The sequence below is a fragment of the Actinoplanes sp. ATCC 53533 genome (assembly GCF_003947245.1).
Window position 1 is genome coordinate 61,068 of sequence record NZ_QHHV01000046.1, and the last position, 19,748, is coordinate 80,815.

The window sequence follows — 19,748 nt, forward strand, 5'->3', positions numbered from 1 at the left end:
GTCAGGTAGCGAGGCTCGTCTATGGTGTGCCCTACTCCATGAGCTATCTGGAAGGAACGCATCGTGCGACGACGCACAGTAACGGCGGTGAGCGGGATGCTCGTCGCCGCGGCGGCCACCGTGTTCGCCATCGCCGGGACCGGCACGGCCAACGCCATCGCCAACGGGGAGCTGGTGCCCGAGGGCCAGTACCGGTTCTCGGTGCGGCTGGTCATGACCGGCATCCCGACCGCCACCGGCGGCAAACGCAACAGCGGCTGTTCCGGTGCGCTGATCGCGCCACAGTGGATCATCACCGCCGGGCACTGCTTCCGCGACGCGAACGGGGTTCGGGTGCAGCGGCCGGTCGCCGACTCGACCGTGGCCACCATCGGCCGCGCGGACACGACCGGCACCGGCGGGTACGACCTCGAGGTCGTCGCGGTGCGGCAATCGACCACCGCCGACGTGTCCGTCGCCAAGCTGGCGTCCCCGGTCCGCGGCATCAAGCCGCTGAAGATCTCCAACAGCCCGCCGGAGCCCGGAGACGTGCTCCGGCTCACCGGCTACGGCTCGGTCACCGGCACCAACCCGGTCCAGGAGACGCGCCTGCGCACCGGGCAGCTGTCCGTGCTCAACGTCGAGGACAGCACCATCGGCGTGGAGGGCTTCGCGCCGGCCGACAACACCACGCCCTGCCCGTACGACTCGGGCGGCCCGTTCTTCATCGAACAACGCTGGCGCGCACCGCAGCTGGTCTCCGTCGTCAGCAACGGCCCGAGCTGCCCACACACTCTGGAGGAGACCAGCGCCCGGGTGGACAACCTGAAGGACTGGATCGAGGACACGATCGAGGCCACCGAGTAGCACGGCTGGGCAGCACGGCTGGGTAGCACGGCTGGTCGTCATCGAGAATCCGGCGGAGCACCGGGTCGGTCGTGGTCGGGTTCATCCGCCCGGCCGACGCGGCCCCGTCAGTCGCGGAGGCGTAGGTGGTCGCGCTGGGCGGCGTAGAGATCGGTGATCCGCGGGCGTACGCCGTGGCCGGCGAGGAGGCTCTCCAGGTCGCCGGGGAAGTCCGGGGTCAACTCGCTCTCGGTGCCGGCGGTGCCCTGGACGCCGACCACCAACCCGCGCGGCGCCGCGTCGGCGATCGTCACCGCGTACGGGCTGCCGCCGGTGATCCGGATGTTCCAGTGCGCGATCCGCTGCCCGAAGAGCGGGCCGGACGCGGCCGATCCGCCCACCCGGCCGTTGTTGACCAGGGTGATATCGGTTCGGGCATTGTCGAACGGCAGCGCCCGGTGCGTGTCGAAGGTGCCCTCTGCCATCCGGCCACGCCGCCAGACGTTGCCCGACGACAGGCCCTCCAGGTTGAGGCCGTGATGCACCGCGCCCGAGGGCACCGGCACGGTGAACGTCTCGATCTCGAAGTCGTCGACGAGGTTGTCATGCGACTGCATCCGGCAGGCGAAGCTGTGATGGGCGGCCCGGCCGCCGACGGCGACCCGGTCGAGGGTGGTGGATTTGGCGGAGGTGAAGCCGAAGCCGAGGTCGCAGTTCGCCACCCGGACCTCGCTGGCCCAGCAGTCGTGCACGGCTTGGAAACACACGCCGTTCGAGCCGGGATGCCGGTTGTGCGCCGCCATCGCGACCGGCTCGTTGCGGACGGTCAGTCCCTCGACCCCGCTGTCGTGCACGGTCGGGCCGGCCGCCCGCAGCCGTGCGGGCCAGCCCGGACGCAGCTCATATCTCACCGGCTGGGCCAGCTCGACCAGCCGCTCACCGAGGACGGCTGCGACCCGGACGGGCCACTGCAGCGTCGCATACTGCACGTACTGGCCGCCGGAACCGGTGACGAGCTGCGGCGCGCGGGTCGGCCAGTCGTACGCCCGGGTGCCCGCGACGTCGCCGGCGAGATGCTTCAGCAGGCTCGCGTCCGGCGGGTTGTCGCACTCGAGGACCACCAGGTCGCCCGGCTGGAGCCGGCCGGTGTCGGAGACCAGCAGGGTCCGCTGGCCGCGCGCGGCGGCGGCGACCTCGGCCAGCGTGTCGCCGAGGAGCCAGCCCTCCGTACCGGCGAAGTCCTCGGCCTCCGACCGGGCCCGACGCTCGGGCGCCATGAACCAGATCTGCCCGCCGGTCCACGACCAGCGGCTGTTGCCGTTGGACTGCCGCGCCGGCCGGTAGCCGTCCTGCAATGGGCGGCTGAAGTGCAGCACCGTGGCGTCGCGCCCAGCGCCCTGCAGCACCACATTGGACCAGTGCATGAAGACCGGCGAGGACAACAGGTATTCCCCGCGCGGCACCCGCACCGTGCCGCCGCCACGCTCACCGACGGCGCGTAACGCCGCGTTGAAGGCGGGCGCGCAGTCGGTCGCGCCGTCCGCGCGGGCGCCGAAGTCAGTCACCCGGGTCACCACCCGTGGCCGCCGCGGCCGAGCGCCGAGTCGGTAACCGGCCCGCGCGATGTCCGGCACCAGCGGGTGGGAGCCGTCCGCCCGCGCCCATTGGTCCAGCAGGGCGGACGACGCGTCCACGGGGCGGCCGGACCGGCCCGCGGCCCGCGCCGTCGTCGTCAATCCGCCGGTCGTCGCCGCGGCCGCGGCCCCGCCGATCAGCAGCCGTCGGCTCAGCTTGGGCTGGTCCAGGCGCATCGCGGCTCCTCGGGTCGAAGGGGCAAGCGCTTTCCTATAACAAACCTCACTGAAACACGGTCCATCGACTTACGTCAATCATCACCCGGCGCTGCGGGTGCGCGGGCCGCCACCAGGCACGCTTCGCCGCCGAGGCCGGCACCACCTGGTCCAGGAGTGGGGCCGACCGCCGGGTCGCGCCTGGGCCAGGGGTGGGGCCGACCGCCAGGTCGCGCCTGGGCCAGGGGTGGGCCGGCCGCCGGGTCGCGCCTGGATCTGAACGAGTCAGGGCGCCCGGACTCGTCCAGATCCGAGCACGAGTCAGCTCACGGTCAGCGTCTCGCCCACCGGCCGTGGGTCGTTCGGCGTACAGGAGACGGTGACGTTGCCGAGCAGGAACACATTGGCGACGACGGTCACGGCAGCGCCACGCACCTCATCGGTGCCGGCCGCGGTCGGGGTCCAGCTGCCGGCCAGGTCGCCGGTGATCGGCGTGTTCGCCGGAACTCTGCCGCCCGATCCGGCGACCTGGAACGTCGCTGTCTCCGCGCCACTGACGTCAAGCGACGCGGTCATGGTCCACGAGTTGATGGCCACCGGAGCCTGCAGGCTGATCTGCGTCAAGTGCAAGGCGAAGCCGACCGGCGCGCCCACGGCCGCCGGGTTGGGCGTGGCGGTGAGCGATCCGCCGATCGTGACGCTCTGGGTGCCCAGCACCGGGGCTGTGCAGGTGTAGGCAGCCGAGAAGTCGGCCGCCTGCGCCGGCGACTGCGCGACGATGATTCCGAGGCTGCCGAGCGCGAGTGCGGTGGATCCAACCACCACGCGACGGCCGATAGTTCTCATCATCGGATGTCTCCCTTCTTCGGGGGAAAGTCCGGACATCACCGTGATGCCCGTGCGTGTTACCCATTGGTAACCATCCAGTGACATATGTCAATGCCTTGAACGCGAGGAGTCTTCATGGCTGCGCCACGCCGGATCTCCACGTGCACGTCAGCCGACTGCAAGGCGGGGGCCGGGTGACACGGCGCTCGGGCGTATCGGCCGGCCTAGCGGGCCAGGCTGCTGGCACCGATGCCGGCGTTACAGACGACCGCATGCAGCCCCGGAAGGCCTGCTGCTCCTCTGTGGGCGCTGCTGTTGTCAGTCGAACTGCTCAGCCGTGCTTCGCAACGGCACCGCCGCCGAGCTGCCACATTTCATAGTTCCCACATTCTGCCGTGATCTCGGCCGTCGCCTGAGCCGCGGTGAGGAAGTCGTCGACCACCGGCGAGGTGCGCGATGCCGCCACCGCGAGGCACACCTGGTCGGGCGCCAGCTCCGGGACGGGCACATAGCTGACGTCCGGATGTGAGTAGAACACGGTCGCCGAACGGGCCAGGAACGAGATGCCCCGGCCGGCCGCGACATGCTCGAGCGTCTCGTCCACCCCGCGCACCAGATATCCGGCGTTGGGGTGCGGGCGCCTGGTGGGCTGCGTGCTCGCGTCCGCGTGCCAGATCAGCGGCTCGCCGGCCAGGTCCGCCTCGGTGACCTGCTCCTTGCCGGCCAATCGGTGGCCGGCGGGCAGCACCGCCACTCGCGGCTCGGCGTACAGCGGGGTGACGCGTAGGCCGGCCTCGTCGATGGGCAGCCGCACATAGCCGACGTCGATGCGGCCGTCGAGCAGCATCGTGGCCTGGTCGTCCCATTCAATCCGCTGCACGTCCACGATCACGCTCGGGTGCTCGGTGGCGAACTGCCGTACCGCCGGGGTGACCGCGATGCCCGCCCGGAAGCCGACCATGAGCCGCAGGCTGCCGCGCGCGGCCACGGTCACCCGGCGGCGGACCGCGTGCGCGGAGGCCAGCAGCGGGCCGGCGTCCGTCAGCAACTGCCTGCCGGCGTCGGTCAGCGCCACGCCGTGGCTGTCCCTGGTCAGCAGCGGGGTGCCGAGATCCTTTTCCAGCGCGCGGATCTGCCGGCTGAGCACCGGCTGCGCGATGTGCAGCTCATCGGCGGCGCGACTGAAATGCAGCTTATCGGCGACGGCGACGAAGTAGCGCAACTTGCGCAGGTCCAGATCCATGGAGCCTCCCGGTCCGGCGATGCCTCAAGGGTATCGCGACGGCTGAAATAGGTCTTGGACACCCCACTCAGGCCAATGGCACTCTTCATAGGCACCAGACGGGGCCGGAGCGAATTCGGCACAAGAATTCGACATCGAGATTTGATAGCACGCCCCGGAATCAGCATGAGCATCGTCGACAACAACGGGGTGGGCGTGGCGTGCTGTCCAACTATTCAGCTCCAGAAAGCAGGAACTCCATGAGCGGCATCAGCATTATCGGCCTGGGAAACATGGCCGGCGCCCTCGCCGACCGGGCACTCGCCGGCGGCAACGCCGTCGAGATCATCGGCCGCGACCCGGCCAAAGCCAAGGAATTGGCCGCCACGCTCGGCGGCGCCACCGCCGGGACGGCCGGCGCCGCCCCGGCCGGGGACATCGTCATCCTCGCCGTGCCGTACGGCAGCGCGGCGGCGGTGGTCAGCGAGTACGGGGACGCGCTGCGCGGCAAGGTGATCATCGACATCACCAACCCCGTCAACGCCGATTTCACGGGCCTGGTCAGCCCCGAGGGCAGTTCCGGCGCGCAGGAGATCGCCAAGGCCGCCCCCGCCGGCGCGCATGTCGTCAAGGCGTTCAACACCCTGTTCTCCCATGTTCTGGCGGCCGGCCCCGCCGAGGGCCGCCCATTGGACGTGTTCATCGCCGGCGACGACGCGCGGGCAAAGGCACGCGTGTCAGCGTTCATCGAGAGCCTGGGACTGCGCCCGTTGGACACCGGGATGCTGCCAATGGCGCGGGCGCTGGAGAACGTCGGTCTGCTGCAGCTGGGCCTGCTCACCCACTCCGTCAAGCACACCAACTTCTTCGTCGGCGTCACCATTCTCAGCTGAGCGCACTCGCTCCACTATTTCTCGCGCCGCGTCCTGCCAGTCGGCCTTCGGCAAGAGAAATAACAGCCTTTCCACCCATCCTCACAAGGACAGTAGATGCGCGTTTTCGTCACTGGCGGGACCGGCCATTCCGGTTCGTCCATCATCCCCGAGCTCGTCGCCGCCGGGCACGAGGTCATCGGCCTGGCCCGGTCGGACGCTGCCGCGGCGACGCTGTCCGCGCAGGGCGCGAAGGTCCGTCGCGGCGACCTCGAGGATCTGGACGGGCTCAAGGAGGCGGCCGCGGACTCCGACGGCGTCATCCACGTCGCGCACCGGCAGGACCTGCTGTTCTCCGGCGGGATCCACGCCGTGGCCGCCGCGGAGCTCCCGATCATGCTCGCCTACGGCGAGGCACTGGCGGGCACCGCGAAGCCGCTGGTCGCGGCGGGGAGCATCGGCTCGCCCGGACAGGGATTCCTGGGCCGGACGGCCACCGAGGAGGACCCGGCCCTTCCCGGTGGCGAGGAGCACAAGGGCACCCTGCGGGCTCGCAACGTCGTGGAGACCACCGTGATCGGCCTCGCCGAGCAGGGCGTGCGGTCTTCGATCGTGCGGATCGCCAACATCGCGCACAGCACGACCGATCGTGCCGGCTTCCTCCCGACGCTGATCGCGCTCGCGAAGGAGAAGGGCTTCATCGGCTACCCCGGAGACGGCGCGAACCTGTGGAACGCCGTGCACATCCGCGATGTCGCCTCCTTGTTCCGCCTGGCGCTGGAGAAGGGCCCGGCCGGCAGATACTGGCACGCGGTCGACGACGGGGGCATCCCGTTCCGCGAGATCGCCGAGGCCATCGGCAGCCGACTGGGCCTGCCCGCCGTGAGCGTTCCCGTGGACGAACTGGTGCTGCCGGGATACTTCGGGTTCCTCGCGAACATCGTCACGCAGAGCTACCCGGCGTCCAACCTCGTCACCCGCCGGACCCTCGGCTGGGAGCCCGCTCAGCCCCGCCTGCTCGCCGGTCTGGACAACGGCCACTACTTCTCCGCCGGCTGACGGCGGGGACCTCCCGCTTCGTTCATGGACTTCAAACACCCACGAACGTAGCGGGAAGGAGCCCGTCAAGATCCCTTCCGGACCGCTCAGCCGGCCGGAACTGTCTGCGGGTAGAAGAGGGCCGGATCCGCCGACAGGGACGCCTTCACGTGGGCGCTCCAGTCGTCGGCCACGATCTCGATCAACCCGGCCTCGATGCCGTCGAGGGCGATGCGCACGATGTCGGCCGGAGCGGACTTGGGCAGGTCCAGGCCGGCCGCCATGTCGGTGTCCACCAGTCCGATGTGCACCCCGGCGACGTAGGTGCCCTGGCCGATCAGCTCGAGCCGGATGCCGTTGGTCATGCTCCACTCGGCCGCCTTGGCCACGCTGTAACTGTTGGCGCCGTCGGCGGAGAACCAGGACAACGCCGACAGCATGTTCAGCACGGCGCCGCCGCCGTTGGCGGCCAGCACCGGGGCGAACTCCCGGACCACCGTCAGGGGACCGAAGAAGTTGGTCTCGAGTTCCTGACGGATCACGGCCAGGTCACCGGTGATGAGATTGTGGCCGGTGCTGATCCCGGCGTTGTTCACCACGAAGGTCACGTCCGGCGCCGCCGCGGCGGCGGCCCGGACCGATTCCGGATCGGTGACGTCCAGGGCCAGGACCTCGGCGCCGGGAAGGTCGACGCTCTCCGGCCGGCGGGCGGTGGCGTACACCTTGGCCGCACCGCGCTCCAGCAGCTGCTCGACGTAGTGACGGCCCATCCCCCGGTTGGCTCCGGTGACGAGAACGACAGAACCGGCGATCTTCACGATGCGCATTCCTTCCGCAACCCGTGAGCGACGCGTTGTCCTCACAGCGGCTACGCTAAGACCTGACGTTGACGTTAGAGGCAAGAGTGACCTCGACCACGAGGAGGAGCAGTGCGGATCGGAGCTGTTGCCGAGGGGGCCGGCGTGAGCGTGCGCGCCCTGCGGTACTACGAGGAGCAGCAGCTGCTCGAATCCGAGCGCAGCCCCAGCGGCCAGCGCCAGTACGCCGACGGCGCGATCGAGCGGGTGAAGTTCATCCAGTTGCTCTACGCCGCCGGGCTGAGCAGCAAGAGCGTCCGGCAACTGCTGCCCTGCGTCTACACCGGCCGGGCCAGCACGGCCATGCTCGAGCACCTGACCCAGGAACGCGAACGCCTCCAGGAGCAGATCACCGCGATGACCGCCGCCCGAGACCGGATGGACGCCGTGATCGCGGCCACCGCCCGGACCATGACCGGAGCCGCGCCCACCTGTTCGCTCTGAGAACTGATCACGAAGTGTCGCTGCCGCACGAGGCGGAAAACAGCGAACAACTCCGACGAACTCTGGGATCGAAACTGGCCAGAGGTGTTTCGGATCCCGAAGTCCGCCCCGGCTGCTCCCCATCCGCTCCCCAACCCCGCCCAGCCATCGCGACCGGCGCCCCCGCCCGCCGATCCCACCCGAAGACACAGACGGCGGCGGCACAGCGGACCCTGGCCCCCACGGCCTCGCCAGCCAGCACCCTCTTATCGGCGACAGATCAGGATGCCGTCGTCACGGGATGCTGGCCAGGTGGCCAGCCAGATTGAATCGTGTGCCGCAGTTGGGGCAGCTGAGCTGACCAAACAGATGGGTCAAGCCGGCGGCTACGAACTCCCGACCCGCTTGCACTGCTGCGGCGTGTAGGCGCTGACCAAGCTCCGAGGACAGCCCCGGTTCGATCGCGGAGTCCTCGGACAGCAGATCGACGAGGACTTCCTCGTCGCGCAAGGCCGCGATCTCATCAGCGTAGGTCGCACGGTCAGCGTCGGTGGCGTCGAGCGCGATGAAACCGGCGAGCGTCACGGCCGTCTCGCACCCCACGGGAGAGAAGGTGGCGATCGTCTCCGCCAGCCAGGGCAGCAGGGCGACGCTGGCGGGGTCACAGCTGCCCTGGTGGCACGACTGCTCCCAGATAATGCCCCACGCTGGAGAAGCGGGATCGGCAGCTGCGGACTCCAGGACGTCCGGAGAGATATTCACCGAGTGGAGCATCCCATAGCTGACTGGCGGCCGCCGCTGCGCATAGCCCATGGCGGGGATCGGGTGGCAGGATGGCCGCATGCTCCCGCACCGAGAAGGCTATGCCGCGTAGGCGCCCGCACCGGCTGCGCCGGTCCCACGACCTGCCAGGTCCGCAGCCGCAGATCCACGGGCTCTCCGCACGCACCCTCGCCGCCATCCGCCACGTCGGGGAGGTCCACAGCCACCTCCACCCGGCCGCCAAGTTCCTGGCCATGTATGAGGAACTGCTTCGCCGACCCGGCCGTTGGCTGCCCGGCGACGCGGTGATCAGCCCCGGCCTGGAACCGGAAGCCGCCCGTAGCGCCCTACAGGACATCCTGGCGAAACTGCCACCGGCCCCGCGACGCGAACTCGAACTCCTGCTGACACCCCTCGACGACGACTACCTGCGCCGCACCCTGCCCGAACCCGGCGAGGACCCCGCGCAGCACAGCCAATGGCGGTGGCGCGACCGCGAGCTCTGAACGCCCGTCCGGTCCCAGGCCCGGCGTGCCTTCGCGGTGCGCGGTGACTCGTCCAGAACGTTCCCCTCTCGGCGTCGCCGGGCCCGGGTGACGGTCAGCGGGATACCCCCGCCGGCAGGAGTGACGTGGTCAGCAGCCCTGCTGCCGGCTGAAGATCCACTTGGGCTCGCCGTTCCAGACGATGTAGGCGCGCGCCTCGACGCAGCGGCTCGCGACGCCGGTCACGCCGACCGGGCCGGCCTGGTAGCTGAAGTTGCCGGAGTCCGTGTCCCGGGCGCCGTCGGGAGTGCAGTGCGCGCCCTCGTTGTTCGGCCGCTCACAGCGGTAGATCTGCACCATGGTCTCCGCCGCCCGCCCGTACGCGGCGCCCCGGTGGTAGAAGCACGCGCTGTTGGTGCCGCCGTTGGCGCTGCTGTAGTAGATGACCAGTTCGCCGAGGCCCGACGACTGCACCTGGCTGTAGACGATCGTGCCCGAGCAACTGCCGGCCGCCTGGGCGGCCGGCGTGCTGACCGTCATGACCGACGCCATCGCCACCAGCGCCAGCAGCATCGAGAACACTTTTCTCACGGTTGACCGATCCCATCCTCAGTGGACTAACGTCGGTGGATCGGCATCCGCTGATCCACCATTCGCGGCAGATCATGTCAGAGGCATACAAACTTCCTGAATCGATTTTCGACGTGGGCGCCGCTATTCCTCGTCCTCCTCGCCGCTGCTGTACGGGCCGGTCTGCAGGACTCCTTCGCTGCCGCGATAGCCGCGGATCGCACGGATCACGACGGCCCGGATCTCGGTGATCGCCCACTCCAGCCGCTCTGCGTCGGCGGCGGTGACCCCGAGGAAGCCGTGCAGCCGGCCCGCGTTGTCCAGGAAGCAGATCGTTCCGCTGAGCTATACGGGGTTTGGCGGAGAGGGTGGGATTCGAACCCACGAGACAGCTCGCGCCGCCTACGGCGTTTCCGGCGCCGCTGCCGTGACCGCCGGCGTCCACCTCCATGACAACTGCGCTCCCTCGACAGGAGTCGAACCCGTATCGACCGGTTAACAACCGGCCGCTCTGCCGTTGAGCTACGAGGGATTGGCGGGTGTCCGAGTCGAACGGCTCCGCTGGGTCATGAGCCCAGCGTGGTACCACTTCCACCACACCCGCAGTGCCGTCGAGAGGAATCGAACCTCCGCAATCCGGATTAAAAGTCCGGAGCCCGGCCATCAGGCGCCGACGGCATGTGTCGCGGCACCCGGGGCACCGCGAGAGTGCCCCGGGCCGGAATCGAACCGGCGGCTGCCCGCTTAGGAGGCGGGTGCTCTGTCCGCTGAGCTACCAGGGCGACACGGGAGTCATCCCAACGGTTTTCGGGACCGTGGCTGGCGCCTGCCTTCGGCTGGCCCTTCCGCTGCGTCGGATCGTCCGGACTCGAACCGAAACCTTCCTGGTCCCAAACCAGGTGCCCTACCGATTGGGCTACGACCCGTTGTTACCACGTCGGGTACGCGCGCTATCAAGCCGCGCCGTACCACGCTTTCCATGTGTACGAGCCGAAGCCCGGACTCGAACCGGGTTCTTGCGCTTACGAGGCGCACGCTCTGTCCAGGTGAGCTACATCGGCGTAGTGCCCTGGGCGGGACTCGAACCCGCACGGGCCGCGGTTTGGGCGCGGTGCCTCTGCGTTGGGCTACCAGGGCGAACATTGCGAGGTCGGTCGCTGGGAGTGCAGGAGTCGAACCCGCATCACGGTGACCAAAGCACCGGGGCTTGCCGTTAGCCGAACTCCCATCAGGGTGCCGAGGATCGGGGGCGGCGACCTTCCGCCCTCGGCTTGGTCCTCGTCGTGCTCACCGCCGGTGTCGAACCGGCAACCTCCGCCTTTTCAGAGCGGCGCTCTACCATCCGAGCTCGGTGAGCAGGGGTGTTGCCAGGAGCAGGCCGGCGTCGTGGTGGCGCCGGCGGGTCCCGTTCTCCTGCCATTCCGCTGTGGAGTTCTCAAGTGGTGCCGTGTCCATGCCGCGAGGATTCTGCGACAGACCCGGTGATGCCCGGGAAGCAGAGAAGCCGCCTTCCCCGGTTCGGGAGGCGGCTTCGGCGCGGTGCGCTTCGGCGTGGCGCTAGGTGCGCCTCCCGGTGGTGGGCTTGCTGTCGAATCGCTCGGAGGTCCTGAGGGTGCGGGCGGCCGAACCGGATTGCCCGGCACAGGTCGTGGTGACCTCGCCGCGCGGCGTGTGCCGCTGCGGGGTGATCGAGGTGTGCCACAACATGGTTGGTCTCCTGACCGTTCGTTCGTGCTCCGGTGCTGATCTCTACGGTAGAGCTGTCCTCCGGACACCAGCAAACCTATTTCGCACAGAGCGGCCGGGGCAGGACGGCTTCAGTTCCAGACCCACCACGCGCCCTGGCGGTAGTCCGGCTACTCCCCCGGATCACGGGTATGACGAAGCGCGGCGCCCGGGTGGGCGCCGCGCTCGATCTGGTGGTGCGGAGGGTCAGCGGTTGCCGTTGAGGGTCGACGGCAGCAGCGTGGTCGCCACCGGCGGCCGCTGTGCCTGTGCCTGGGTGGCCCGCAGGGTTGCGGCGTCGCCCGGGTCGGTCGGCAGCGGCGTGACGAACGGCTGGTACTCGCCCACGCAGAGCTTGCCCTTCGCCGGCAGGGTCCCCTTGAGCAGGTAGTTGTCGATGGCGCCGGTCGCGCACGCCGAGGTGCCGTACGAGGTGTGGCCCCAGTTGGTGTTCGACAGCAGCCGGCTGTTCGGCAGCAGCTTCGACGCCGAGACCGCGTCGTCGTAGTTGGTCGCCGGGTCCCACTTGGTGCCGACGATCAGGACCGGCGCGGCGGTGCGCCGGTTCCACGGCCCGGTGTACGCGTCCTCGTCGCGCACGGTCCAGGTGTTGCGCGCGCACTGCGCGGTCGACCAGCCCCAGGCCCGGCCGAAGTACGGCGCCCGCTTGTCGGCCTTGGCCATCAGCGCCGGCCACGAGCTCGCATCCTTCGGGTGCAGCGCGTCGGTGCAGTCGACGCCGGCGAACGACTCGAAGCCGTTGTCGTACGGGAAGTCGCGCCCGGCCTTGGCCCGGGCGTCGGTGATCCTCTTGATCAGCTTGGCCTTGGCGGCGGCCTTGGCCGCCGGGCTGGCCGGGTTGAGCAGGGTCCAGACGAACTGGGCGTCCTGGGTGACGAAGTCACCCGCGTTCACCGAGTAGAGGTCGCCGAGGATGCCGCCGACCAAGTCGGCGTAGGTGATCGTGAAGCTCTCCCCGGATTCCTCGTCCGTGATCACCAGCGGCTTCAGCCGCAACTTCTGGGCGATGGTCTCGAAGTTCTTCACCGGATCACCGGCCGCGAACGCGCAGTACGACTCGCCGGCCTTGTCGCAGCGCTTGAGGATCTCCCGCAGCGCCCGGTAGGCGCCGTCGGCGGAGCGCAGCCGCTCGTCCTGCTCCTGCGTGGCAGTCTTCTTGGTGCCGACCCAGTGCTCCGGGTCGAGCACGCCGTCGACCACGACGGCCCGGAACCGGTCCGGGAACATGTTGGCGTAGTACTGCCCGATCGCGGTGCCGTAGCTGAAGCCGAGGTAGCTCAGCTTCTTGTCGCCGACCGCGCGGCGCAGCACCTCCATGTCCCGGACGACCTCGGCGGTCGACATGGCTCCGGTCAGCGGCTTGCCGGTGGTCGAGCAGGCCTTGCCGAACTTCTTGGCGGCGTTCACGTACGTCGCCTCCTGGGCCTTGCCCCAGGGGAAGGCGACGTTCATCTGGGACAGCACGGCGCCCTGGTCCTTGACCGACTTCCAGCACTTCACGTTCGTGCTGTTGCCGATGCCGCGCGGGTCGAAGCCGACGATGTCGAACCTGTCGAGCACCGCGGGGCTGAGGAAGGAGGGTGCGGCCAGCGCGATCGAGACACCGGAGCCGCCCGGGCCGCCCGGGTTGAGGAACAGGCTACCGATCTTGCGTTTCTGGTCCTTGGCCTTGATCCGGAGAACGGCGATCTCGGTGGTCGCGCCCTTCGGCTTGTCGTAGTCGAGCGGCAGCCGGGTCGTGGCACACTCGGCGGTCTCGTAGCACTTGTACCAGCCGAGCTTGGGCGTCGGAACCTTGTCGACGCGGGCGCGCTCCTTGGCGCTGGTCGTGTCCACGCGCGCCCTCGCCGACGCGGGCGAGGCAGGTCCGACGAGCCCCGCCACAAGGACGGCGGCGGTCGCTCCGGCCGCGAGGAGGCTTCTCCCGATAGGTGGCAATTCCCCAGCCTTTCCATCGACGAACGCGGCTGCGTCGCCGCGCGCATCGGATAGTAGGCAATGGATGCCATAGGTCTCACCGGCGCGATGTCCAATGAGGCCGGTCCGAAATGGCGAGCCGTTCATCCTCGCCCACCTGGGCGAGCCGGGCCTGGACCCGGCGGCGATCGCGGCCGCCCACCACATCTCCCGGTGCTACCTGCACCGGCTCTTCCAGTACGGGGTCTCGCCACAGCAGTACCGGGAGTGCGCGCTGAGGCAACAGGTGTGCGCCCGCCCGTAAGGACAGCCGGGTGCCGCGGCAAGCATGCTCGTTCCCTGACGTCCGCGACGGGCCCGCGCCGTCGTGGATCCGGGGGCGACGGCGCGGGCCCGCGGTCAGACCGCGTCGAGGGTGCGGACCCTCAGGAAGTGCTCCCACCCGGCCCGCGCGGTGCGGGGCCCGGTACTGGTCAGCCGGCCGAGAGCAGCCCCAGCACCAGGGCCAGCGGCGGCCAGCCGGCGCGGCCGCACCGGGTCACGGCGTAGCAGCGCAGCCGGACCTGGGCGCCGGTCAGCGGCAGCAGCCGTACGCCCGGCAGGGTGGGCTCGTCCATCGGCAGCAGGCCCACGCCCAGGCCGGCGACGATCATGTCCTGCACCAGGTCCAGGCTGTCCGCCCGGTGCACGATCCGCGGGGTGAAACCCACCAGCGAGGCGACCGTACGGACCACGTCCTCGTCGGCGGTGTTGCGGGAGTTGACGATCCAGTCGTCGGCGGCGAAGCCGGCGAACTCGGTGGCCGGGGCGTCGCGGGGCACCGCGAGGCCCCACGGGACCTCCCAGAGCGGCACCGCCTCCAGGCCCTGGTCGAAGACGGCCGGGGCCAGGTTGTAGTCGTAGGTCAGCGCCAGGTCCACGGCGTCCATGGCGAGCAACTCGAACGCCTCGAACGGTTCGTGCTCGTGGATCAGCAGCCGGACCCGGGGCGTGGTCCGGGCGAGGGTCGCCGCGATGGGCAGCAGCGACCGGCGCACGGCCGTCGCGAAGCCCGCGACCCGCAGCGCCCCGGCCGGCTCCGCGTCCGGGTCCAGGTCGAGCCGGGCCGCCTCGACCGCGGCCAGGATGGTCACCCCGTGCCCGGCCAGCCGCTGGCCGGCCGGGGTGAGCCGGACCCGCCGGCCGTCCGGCTCGGTCAGCGTGGTGCCCGCCTCCCGGGCCAGGACGGCGAGTTGCTGCGACACCGTGGAGGTGGTGATGTGCAACTCGTCGGCGACCGCCCGCATCGAGCCCAGCCGGGACAGTTCCACCAGTAAGCGCAGGCGGCGGGTCTCCATCCCACTATCGTCCACCAAACCCGGACGGTACGTGGTACCGACCACGACCGCGGGGTTGCCGGCGCGCCGGAAGGACGCGAGACTGGTCGCCGCTATGGCCACGAAGGACGGGAATCGTGACAGTGGAAGCATCGACTGACGGGCCAACACCAGCCAAGATCGACACGTCGGTGCCGCACTCCGCCAGGATCTGGAACTACTGGCTCGGCGGCAAGGACAACTACCCGGTGGACCGGGCGGCCGGAGACCAGTTCCGGGCCACCTTCCCCGGCGTGGACGAGGTGGCCCGCGCCTCCCGGCAGTTTCTGGTTCGCAGCATCGGATACCTGGCCGGCGAGGCCGGCGTCCGGCAGTTCCTCGACGTCGGCACCGGGCTGCCCACGGCCGACAACACCCACGAGGTCGCCCAGCGCGTCGCGCCCGAGGCGCGCATCGTCTACGTCGACAACGACCCGCTGGTCCTGATCCACGCCCGCGCGCTGCTCACCGGCAATCCCGCGGGCGCCACCGACTACATCGACGCCGACCTGCACGATCCCGGCCGGATCCTCCGCGAGGCCGCCCGCACCCTCGACCTCACCGAGCCCGTCGCGCTGGTCCTCAGCGGAGTCCTCGGCCACGTCGCCGACACCGGCGAGGCGCGCGGCATCATCGGTCGGCTGATGGAGCCGCTGCCGTCCGGCAGCTATCTCTCGCTCAACGACGGCACCAGCGTCGTGGCCGGCCCGGAGGCCGACAAGGCGCTCGACGAATATGCCGACACCGGCGCCGTGCCATACCGCAACCGCACCCCGGCGGAGATCGCCGGCTTCTTCGCCGGTCTGGAGCTCGTCGATCCCGGTGTGGTGTCCGTGCCGCACTGGCGCCCGGAGCCCGGCGCCGAGCCGCGCGACGTCGACGCCTTCGGTGGTGTCGGCCGCAAGCCGTAGTCACGGCACCGGCACCCGCCGCCACGGTCCAGTTTGGACCACGGACGGTCATCGATGGAGCCGGCGATTTGCGTGCCTGTGCGAAAGTCATGGCCATCTATGGGCGCCGGGCCACGAGGGCCCGGCTGACGGGAGGCCCTGCATGCGCCTGCGAAAATCGCCCGCTGCTCTGCTCGCCGTGGGGACGGTTGCCGCGCTCGCGGCGGTCGCGCCCACCTCGGCGTACGCGGCACCTGCTCCGGGAGCGCCTCCGGGGCAGGTGGCCGCCACATCCACCAGCATCACCCTGATCACCGGCGACCGGGTGATCGTCACACCGGACGGCCGGACCAGCGTCGACCGCGCGCCCGGACGGAGCGGAACGCGGTTCGTCAGCCGCGCGGCCGGCGGGCACCACTACGTGATCCCGGTGGACGCGCTGCCGCTGGTTCAGGCCGGCCGGCTCGACCAGCGGTTGTTCGACCTGACCGCGCTGCGCGACTTCGGCTACACCGGCGAGGCCGAGCTGCCGTTGCTCCTCGCGTACCCCCGGTCGGGAAGCCGCAAGGGCCCGGCCGGCGCCCGGGCGGCGACCGGCGGGACGGCCCGCGTCGCCCGCGATCTCAGCGGGGTGGGCGCGCTCGCGGTGCGCACGCCGCGGACCGCGCGGGCCGAGCTTTGGACCTCCCTGACCACGGGTACGGCCGCAGCCCGCGCGCTCCGGCCGGGTGTCGAGCGGATCTACCTGGACGGCAAGCGCAAGCTCGACCTGGACGTGAGCGTGCCGCAGATCGGCGCACCGGCGGCCTGGCAGGCGGGTCTGGACGGCACCGGCGTGACGGTGGCGATCCTGGACTCCGGCATCGACGCCACCCACCCCGACTTCGCCGGGAAGATCGTGGCGAACGAGAACTTCACCACCGACCCGAACGCGGACGACGTCGTGGGGCACGGCACGCACGTCGCCTCGATCATCGCCGGCAGCGGCGCGAAGTCCGGCGGCAAGTACCGGGGCGTGGCGCCCGGTGCGAAGCTGGCGATCGGCAAGGTGTGCGAGACCGAGTTCTGCGAGGAGTCGGCGATCCTGGCCGGCATGCAGTGGGCGGCGCGGACCGCCCCGGTCATCAACATCAGCCTGGGCGGTGGTGACTCGCCGAGCATCGACCCGCTGGAGCAGGCCGTCGACGAGCTGACCGCCGCGCACGGGGCCCTGTTCGTGATCGCGGCGGGCAACGCCGGCGGCACCGCGACGGTCGGCTCGCCGGGCAGCGCCGACTCGGCGCTCACCGTCGGCGCGGTGGACGACGAGGACCAGCTGGCCGACTTCTCCAGTCGCGGCCCCCGGGTCGGCGACGACGCCATCAAGCCGGACATCACCGCGCCCGGTGTGGACATCGTCGCGGCCCGCGCCGCGAACGGCCAGATCGGCACCCCCGCCGGGGAGGGCTACGTGAGCCTCTCCGGCACCTCGATGGCCACCCCGCACGTGGCCGGCGCGGCAGCGATCGTCACTCAGCAGCACCCCGGCTGGTCCCCGCGGCAGCGCAAGACCCTGCTGATGGGCGCGGCGAAACCCACCGAGGGCGTGGACGTCTTCGGCCAGGGCGCGGGCCGCGTCGACGTGGCCCGCGTGGTGCGCCAGGCGGTGTCCGTGGACGAGGGCAGCATCAGCTTCGGCCGGCAGCTGTGGCCGCACGACGATGACGCACCGGTCACCAGGACCGTCACCTACCGCAACGGTGGCACCGGGCCGCTCACCCTGTCGTTGTCGCTGACCGGCGACTCCGGCACGTTCTCGCTGGCGGCGACCAGCGTCACCGTGCCGGCCGGCGGCACCGCCACGACCACGGTCACGGCGGACACCAGCGGCGAGGGTGTCGACGGCTTCAAGACCGGGCGGCTGGTCGCGACCGGCGCCGGCGACGTCCGGGTGGAGACCCCGGTCGCGGTGAACCGCGAGGTGGAGAGCTACGACGTCACCCTCCGGCAGCTCGGCCGCGACGGACAGCCCGCCGAGCACGTCACGTCGCTGAACCGGCTGGACCAGTTCGCGATCTACGATGTCTTCGGCAGCGAGGCGACCGACAAGGTGCGGCTGCCCAAGGGCGAGTACGGCCTGCTCACCTGGATCTACGGTGCGGCGGACCTGACCACGCTGGTCCAGCCGAAGCTCGTCGTCAACGGCCCGGAGAGCGTGCTGCTGGACGCTCGCCGCGGCAAGCCGGTGACGATCACCGTGCCCCGCAAGGACGCGACACCGGCGTTGGTCGCGGTCAATGCCGACTGGGTCAGCGAGGAGTTCGGGATCAGCGCCTCCGCGCTCTCCGACAGCGGCGACGATCTGTTCCTGGGGCAGGTCGGCCCGCGCGCCAAGCAGGCTGGCTTCTTCGGGTCGGTCAACGCCACCTTCGCGAAGTTCGACGAGGCGGGGCAGACGTTCCAGGACACCCCGTTCACCTACAACCTCGCGTACCTGAGGGAGGGCGCCTTCTACAACGGCTTCACCAAGCGCGTCCGGGCCGGCGAGCTGGCCACGGTGAAGTCCAGCTTCGCCCGGGAGGCCGAGGGCGTCACCGCCATCAAGCTCAACTGGCCCGACCTGGGGCCGACCATCGGCGGGTGGGCCGTGGGCCTGGGGTTCCGGCTGCCGTCGGAGCGCACCGAGTGGTTGAGCACCGAGGGCAGCACCACCTGGGCGGGCGAGTTCGACCAGGAGCTGCGCGGCGACGACCCGGAGAGCTTCCCCGAACTGCTCAGCATCGCCGTCTCGCCCGACAAGCGGTACCGGGCGGGCCAGACCTACCGGGAGGCCTGGAACCGTGCGGTGTTCGCTCCCTCGGTCGCCGGTGACCTCGACGCGGCGGTGCGGATCGAGGATCTGATCGTGGCCGGCATCCCGCTGTTCAGCGACGGCGTCGGGCACTGGGGCGACGCGCGCGCCGACACCGCGCGAACGGCGCTCTACGCCGGCGGCACGCTGATCGCCGAGGTGGCGTCCGGCTACGCCGAGTTCAAGGTGCCGCCGGGCAACGCGCGGTACCGGCTGGAACAGTCCGCCAGCCGCGGCGCACCGTTCCGGCTGTCGACGTCGGTCAGCGGCGCCTGGACGTTCCGTTCGGCGACGGCCGGGGAGGCTCCCGTCCGCCTGCCGTTGTCCACCGTGCGCTTCAGCCCGCGCGTGGACGCGAAGAACGTCGCACCGGCCGGCGAGCCGGTCGTCATCCCCGTCACCGTGGAGCGGCCGACCGGCTCGGCGGCCAAACCGAACCGCACGCTGACCGTCGAGTTCTCGACCGACGACGGGCGGACGTGGCGGCCGGCCACGGTGCGGGGAACAGGTGACCACCGGACGGCCCGGGTGATCAACCCCGCCGGGCCCGGGCACGTGTCGCTCCGGGCGAACGCCACCGACGCCGCGGGCAACACCGCCGCGGTGACGGTGCTGCGGGCGTACGCGGTCGGATAGGCACGCTGGACGAACGGGGCGGTGGGCCGATGGCTCGCCGCCCCGTTTCCGTCGCCGGGCGCTCAACCCGGCAGGCGGCGCACCTTGACCGTGCTGTCCGTCCGGTGCGCCGGCTGTCCGTCCGGCCCGTTCTGCAGCCGGTCGTGCTTGGCGGCGCGCAGCACCTGCCACTCCCCCTCGCCCAGCCGCAGGCCGGCGATCACCTCGTCGGGCTCGGGAAAGGAGATGTCGCCGTGGGCGTGGTGCTGCTCGGCGAAGGGCCCGAAGTCCTGGTGCCCCTCGATCAGCAGGATGCCGCCGGGGGCGACCGCCGCGGCGGCGGCCAGCAGGATCCGCTCGCGGGGCACCTCGCCGCGGGGGTAGAGGAACTGGGCCGACACCAGGTCGAACGTGCCGGCCGGGAACGAGCTGCCGAGGTCGTGGCACTGGAAGTCGACGCTGACCCCGGCCCGCGCGGCGTGCGCGGCGGCCTTGGCCAGCGCCACGGCCGAGATGTCGGTGGCGGTGACCCGCCAGCCCTGCGCGGCCAGCCAGATCGCGTCGCCGCCCTCGCCGCAGCCGAGATCCAGCGCGGTGCCCGGCGTCAGGTCGCTCACCTCGTCCCGGAGGGCGACGTTGACGTCGCCGCTCCAGACGGCGGTGCTCTCCGCATAGCGGGTGTCCCAGTAGGTCGCGTCAGTCATGCCGCCAGCCTGCCCGCCC

At 70.7% G+C, this 19,748-nt stretch carries 18 protein-coding genes and 10 tRNA genes; 8 read left to right on the top strand and 20 right to left on the bottom strand.

Translation table 11 applies throughout. The features are described from left to right. The first annotated feature begins 63 nt into the window (after positions 1 to 63). Positions 64 to 846, top strand: a complete 783-nt coding sequence (locus tag DMB66_RS16170) for a trypsin-like serine protease (protein ID WP_370318526.1) — start codon at positions 64 to 66, stop codon at positions 844 to 846. A gap of 107 nt (positions 847 to 953) precedes the next feature. Here DMB66_RS16170 and DMB66_RS16175 read toward each other — a convergent pair whose 3' ends face one another. The 3 genes from DMB66_RS16175 to DMB66_RS16185 all read right to left on the bottom strand — a co-directional run bounded on the left by DMB66_RS16175 (position 954) and on the right by DMB66_RS16185 (position 4,686). Further along, the gene (locus tag DMB66_RS16175) at positions 954 to 2,636 is read right to left on the bottom strand and encodes a glycosyl hydrolase family 28-related protein (RefSeq protein WP_125804908.1); all 1,683 of its coding nucleotides are present in this window, start codon (positions 2,634 to 2,636) and stop codon (positions 954 to 956) included. Positions 2,637 to 2,936: 300 nt separating this feature from the next. Next, positions 2,937 to 3,464, bottom strand: coding sequence for a hypothetical protein (locus tag DMB66_RS16180; protein WP_125804909.1), 528 nt, complete (start codon positions 3,462 to 3,464; stop codon positions 2,937 to 2,939). Between the two features lie 310 nt (positions 3,465 to 3,774). After that, complete coding sequence (locus DMB66_RS16185; protein ID WP_125804910.1) at positions 3,775 to 4,686, bottom strand: LysR family transcriptional regulator; 912 nt, start codon at positions 4,684 to 4,686, stop codon at positions 3,775 to 3,777. 239 nt (positions 4,687 to 4,925) lie between these two features. Between DMB66_RS16185 and DMB66_RS16190 the strand changes: the two genes are divergently transcribed. Together DMB66_RS16190 and DMB66_RS16195 are read left to right on the top strand one after the other, a co-directional pair. After that, complete coding sequence (locus tag DMB66_RS16190; RefSeq protein WP_125804911.1) at positions 4,926 to 5,558, top strand: NADPH-dependent F420 reductase; 633 nt, start codon at positions 4,926 to 4,928, stop codon at positions 5,556 to 5,558. A 96-nt stretch (positions 5,559 to 5,654) separates the two neighbouring features. Further along, positions 5,655 to 6,596 (top strand): SDR family oxidoreductase, encoded by a 942-nt coding sequence (locus DMB66_RS16195; RefSeq protein WP_125804912.1) that lies wholly within the window; start codon positions 5,655 to 5,657, stop codon positions 6,594 to 6,596. 86 nt (positions 6,597 to 6,682) lie between these two features. Here the strand turns inward: DMB66_RS16195 and DMB66_RS16200 are convergent, their stop codons facing one another. Beyond that, positions 6,683 to 7,393: an SDR family oxidoreductase gene (locus DMB66_RS16200; protein WP_125804913.1), complete on the bottom strand. Its 711-nt coding sequence runs from the start codon at positions 7,391 to 7,393 to the stop codon at positions 6,683 to 6,685. A 111-nt stretch (positions 7,394 to 7,504) separates the two neighbouring features. Between DMB66_RS16200 and DMB66_RS16205 the strand changes: the two genes are divergently transcribed. Continuing rightward, complete coding sequence (locus DMB66_RS16205; RefSeq protein WP_125804914.1) at positions 7,505 to 7,876, top strand: MerR family transcriptional regulator; 372 nt, start codon at positions 7,505 to 7,507, stop codon at positions 7,874 to 7,876. Between the two features lie 273 nt (positions 7,877 to 8,149). Here the strand turns inward: DMB66_RS16205 and DMB66_RS16210 are convergent, their stop codons facing one another. Then, the gene (locus DMB66_RS16210) at positions 8,150 to 8,668 is read right to left on the bottom strand and encodes a hypothetical protein (RefSeq protein WP_125804915.1); all 519 of its coding nucleotides are present in this window, start codon (positions 8,666 to 8,668) and stop codon (positions 8,150 to 8,152) included. Positions 8,669 to 8,718: 50 nt separating this feature from the next. On the opposite strand from DMB66_RS16210, the gene DMB66_RS16215 reads away from it, so the two are divergent. Further along, complete coding sequence (locus DMB66_RS16215) at positions 8,719 to 9,123, top strand: hypothetical protein (RefSeq protein ID WP_125804916.1); 405 nt, start codon at positions 8,719 to 8,721, stop codon at positions 9,121 to 9,123. A 129-nt stretch (positions 9,124 to 9,252) separates the two neighbouring features. On the opposite strand, the gene DMB66_RS16220 is transcribed toward DMB66_RS16215, so the two are convergent. The 13 genes from DMB66_RS16220 to DMB66_RS16265 form a co-directional block, all read right to left on the bottom strand. After that, positions 9,253 to 9,693 (bottom strand): hypothetical protein, encoded by a 441-nt coding sequence (locus DMB66_RS16220; RefSeq protein ID WP_125804917.1) that lies wholly within the window; start codon positions 9,691 to 9,693, stop codon positions 9,253 to 9,255. Positions 9,694 to 10,029: 336 nt separating this feature from the next. Continuing rightward, positions 10,030 to 10,121: transfer RNA gene (locus DMB66_RS61185), tRNA-Ser, on the bottom strand. Positions 10,122 to 10,133: 12 nt separating this feature from the next. Further along, positions 10,134 to 10,204 (bottom strand) — tRNA-Asn (locus DMB66_RS16225). Positions 10,205 to 10,206: 2 nt separating this feature from the next. Then, a tRNA-Met gene (locus tag DMB66_RS16230) sits at positions 10,207 to 10,276 on the bottom strand. Positions 10,277 to 10,278: 2 nt separating this feature from the next. Then, positions 10,279 to 10,350: transfer RNA gene (locus DMB66_RS16235), tRNA-Lys, on the bottom strand. A 31-nt stretch (positions 10,351 to 10,381) separates the two neighbouring features. Beyond that, positions 10,382 to 10,454 (bottom strand) — tRNA-Arg (locus DMB66_RS16240). A gap of 71 nt (positions 10,455 to 10,525) precedes the next feature. Beyond that, positions 10,526 to 10,598, bottom strand: a tRNA-Pro gene (locus DMB66_RS16245). A gap of 62 nt (positions 10,599 to 10,660) precedes the next feature. Continuing rightward, positions 10,661 to 10,733 (bottom strand) — tRNA-Thr (locus DMB66_RS16250). Positions 10,734 to 10,737: 4 nt separating this feature from the next. Further along, a tRNA-Leu gene (locus DMB66_RS16255) sits at positions 10,738 to 10,809 on the bottom strand. A gap of 20 nt (positions 10,810 to 10,829) precedes the next feature. After that, positions 10,830 to 10,900: transfer RNA gene (locus DMB66_RS61190), tRNA-Gln, on the bottom strand. A 56-nt stretch (positions 10,901 to 10,956) separates the two neighbouring features. After that, a tRNA-Phe gene (locus DMB66_RS16260) sits at positions 10,957 to 11,029 on the bottom strand. A 200-nt stretch (positions 11,030 to 11,229) separates the two neighbouring features. Then, on the bottom strand, positions 11,230 to 11,379 hold the full coding sequence (locus tag DMB66_RS61195; RefSeq protein WP_158647256.1) for a hypothetical protein: 150 nt from the start codon (positions 11,377 to 11,379) through the stop codon (positions 11,230 to 11,232). Positions 11,380 to 11,604: 225 nt separating this feature from the next. Continuing rightward, positions 11,605 to 13,254: an alpha/beta hydrolase gene (locus DMB66_RS16265; RefSeq protein ID WP_199752398.1), complete on the bottom strand. Its 1,650-nt coding sequence runs from the start codon at positions 13,252 to 13,254 to the stop codon at positions 11,605 to 11,607. Between the two features lie 196 nt (positions 13,255 to 13,450). On the opposite strand from DMB66_RS16265, the gene DMB66_RS16270 reads away from it, so the two are divergent. Further along, positions 13,451 to 13,639 (top strand): AraC family transcriptional regulator, encoded by a 189-nt coding sequence (locus DMB66_RS16270; RefSeq protein ID WP_125804919.1) that lies wholly within the window; start codon positions 13,451 to 13,453, stop codon positions 13,637 to 13,639. A 169-nt stretch (positions 13,640 to 13,808) separates the two neighbouring features. Here the strand turns inward: DMB66_RS16270 and DMB66_RS16275 are convergent, their stop codons facing one another. Further along, positions 13,809 to 14,672 carry a LysR family transcriptional regulator gene (locus tag DMB66_RS16275; protein ID WP_125804920.1) on the bottom strand — a complete coding sequence of 288 codons (864 nt, stop codon included), beginning with the start codon at positions 14,670 to 14,672 and terminating at the stop codon, positions 13,809 to 13,811. A 122-nt stretch (positions 14,673 to 14,794) separates the two neighbouring features. Between DMB66_RS16275 and DMB66_RS16280 the strand changes: the two genes are divergently transcribed. Further along, positions 14,795 to 15,601, top strand: a complete 807-nt coding sequence (locus DMB66_RS16280; protein ID WP_370318590.1) for an SAM-dependent methyltransferase — start codon at positions 14,795 to 14,797, stop codon at positions 15,599 to 15,601. Between the two features lie 142 nt (positions 15,602 to 15,743). Further along, entirely contained in the window at positions 15,744 to 19,046 is a 3,303-nt protein-coding gene (locus DMB66_RS16285) for a S8 family peptidase (protein ID WP_125804922.1), read from the top strand. A gap of 62 nt (positions 19,047 to 19,108) precedes the next feature. Here DMB66_RS16285 and DMB66_RS16290 read toward each other — a convergent pair whose 3' ends face one another. Continuing rightward, a complete protein-coding gene (locus DMB66_RS16290) occupies positions 19,109 to 19,729 on the bottom strand; it encodes a class I SAM-dependent methyltransferase (protein ID WP_125804923.1) in 621 nt (206 codons plus the stop codon). Between the last annotated feature and the right edge of the window lie 19 nt (positions 19,730 to 19,748).

Coding starts and splice junctions, on each gene's coding strand:
- DMB66_RS16185 (WP_125804910.1), bottom strand. CDS start 4,686: ATGGATCTGGACCTGCGCAAGTTGCGCTACTTCGTCGCCGTCGCCGAT.
- DMB66_RS16210 (WP_125804915.1), bottom strand. CDS start 8,668: ATGGGCTATGCGCAGCGGCGGCCGCCAGTCAGCTATGGGATGCTCCAC.
- DMB66_RS16180 (WP_125804909.1), bottom strand. CDS start 3,464: ATGATGAGAACTATCGGCCGTCGCGTGGTGGTTGGATCCACCGCACTC.
- DMB66_RS61195 (WP_158647256.1), bottom strand. CDS start 11,379: ATGTTGTGGCACACCTCGATCACCCCGCAGCGGCACACGCCGCGCGGC.
- DMB66_RS16215 (WP_125804916.1), top strand. CDS start 8,719: ATGCCGCGTAGGCGCCCGCACCGGCTGCGCCGGTCCCACGACCTGCCA.
- DMB66_RS16190 (WP_125804911.1), top strand. CDS start 4,926: ATGAGCGGCATCAGCATTATCGGCCTGGGAAACATGGCCGGCGCCCTC.
- DMB66_RS16285 (WP_125804922.1), top strand. CDS start 15,744: ATGCGCCTGCGAAAATCGCCCGCTGCTCTGCTCGCCGTGGGGACGGTT.
- DMB66_RS16195 (WP_125804912.1), top strand. CDS start 5,655: ATGCGCGTTTTCGTCACTGGCGGGACCGGCCATTCCGGTTCGTCCATC.
- DMB66_RS16275 (WP_125804920.1), bottom strand. CDS start 14,672: ATGGAGACCCGCCGCCTGCGCTTACTGGTGGAACTGTCCCGGCTGGGC.
- DMB66_RS16175 (WP_125804908.1), bottom strand. CDS start 2,636: ATGCGCCTGGACCAGCCCAAGCTGAGCCGACGGCTGCTGATCGGCGGG.
- DMB66_RS16270 (WP_125804919.1), top strand. CDS start 13,451: ATGAGGCCGGTCCGAAATGGCGAGCCGTTCATCCTCGCCCACCTGGGC.
- DMB66_RS16290 (WP_125804923.1), bottom strand. CDS start 19,729: ATGACTGACGCGACCTACTGGGACACCCGCTATGCGGAGAGCACCGCC.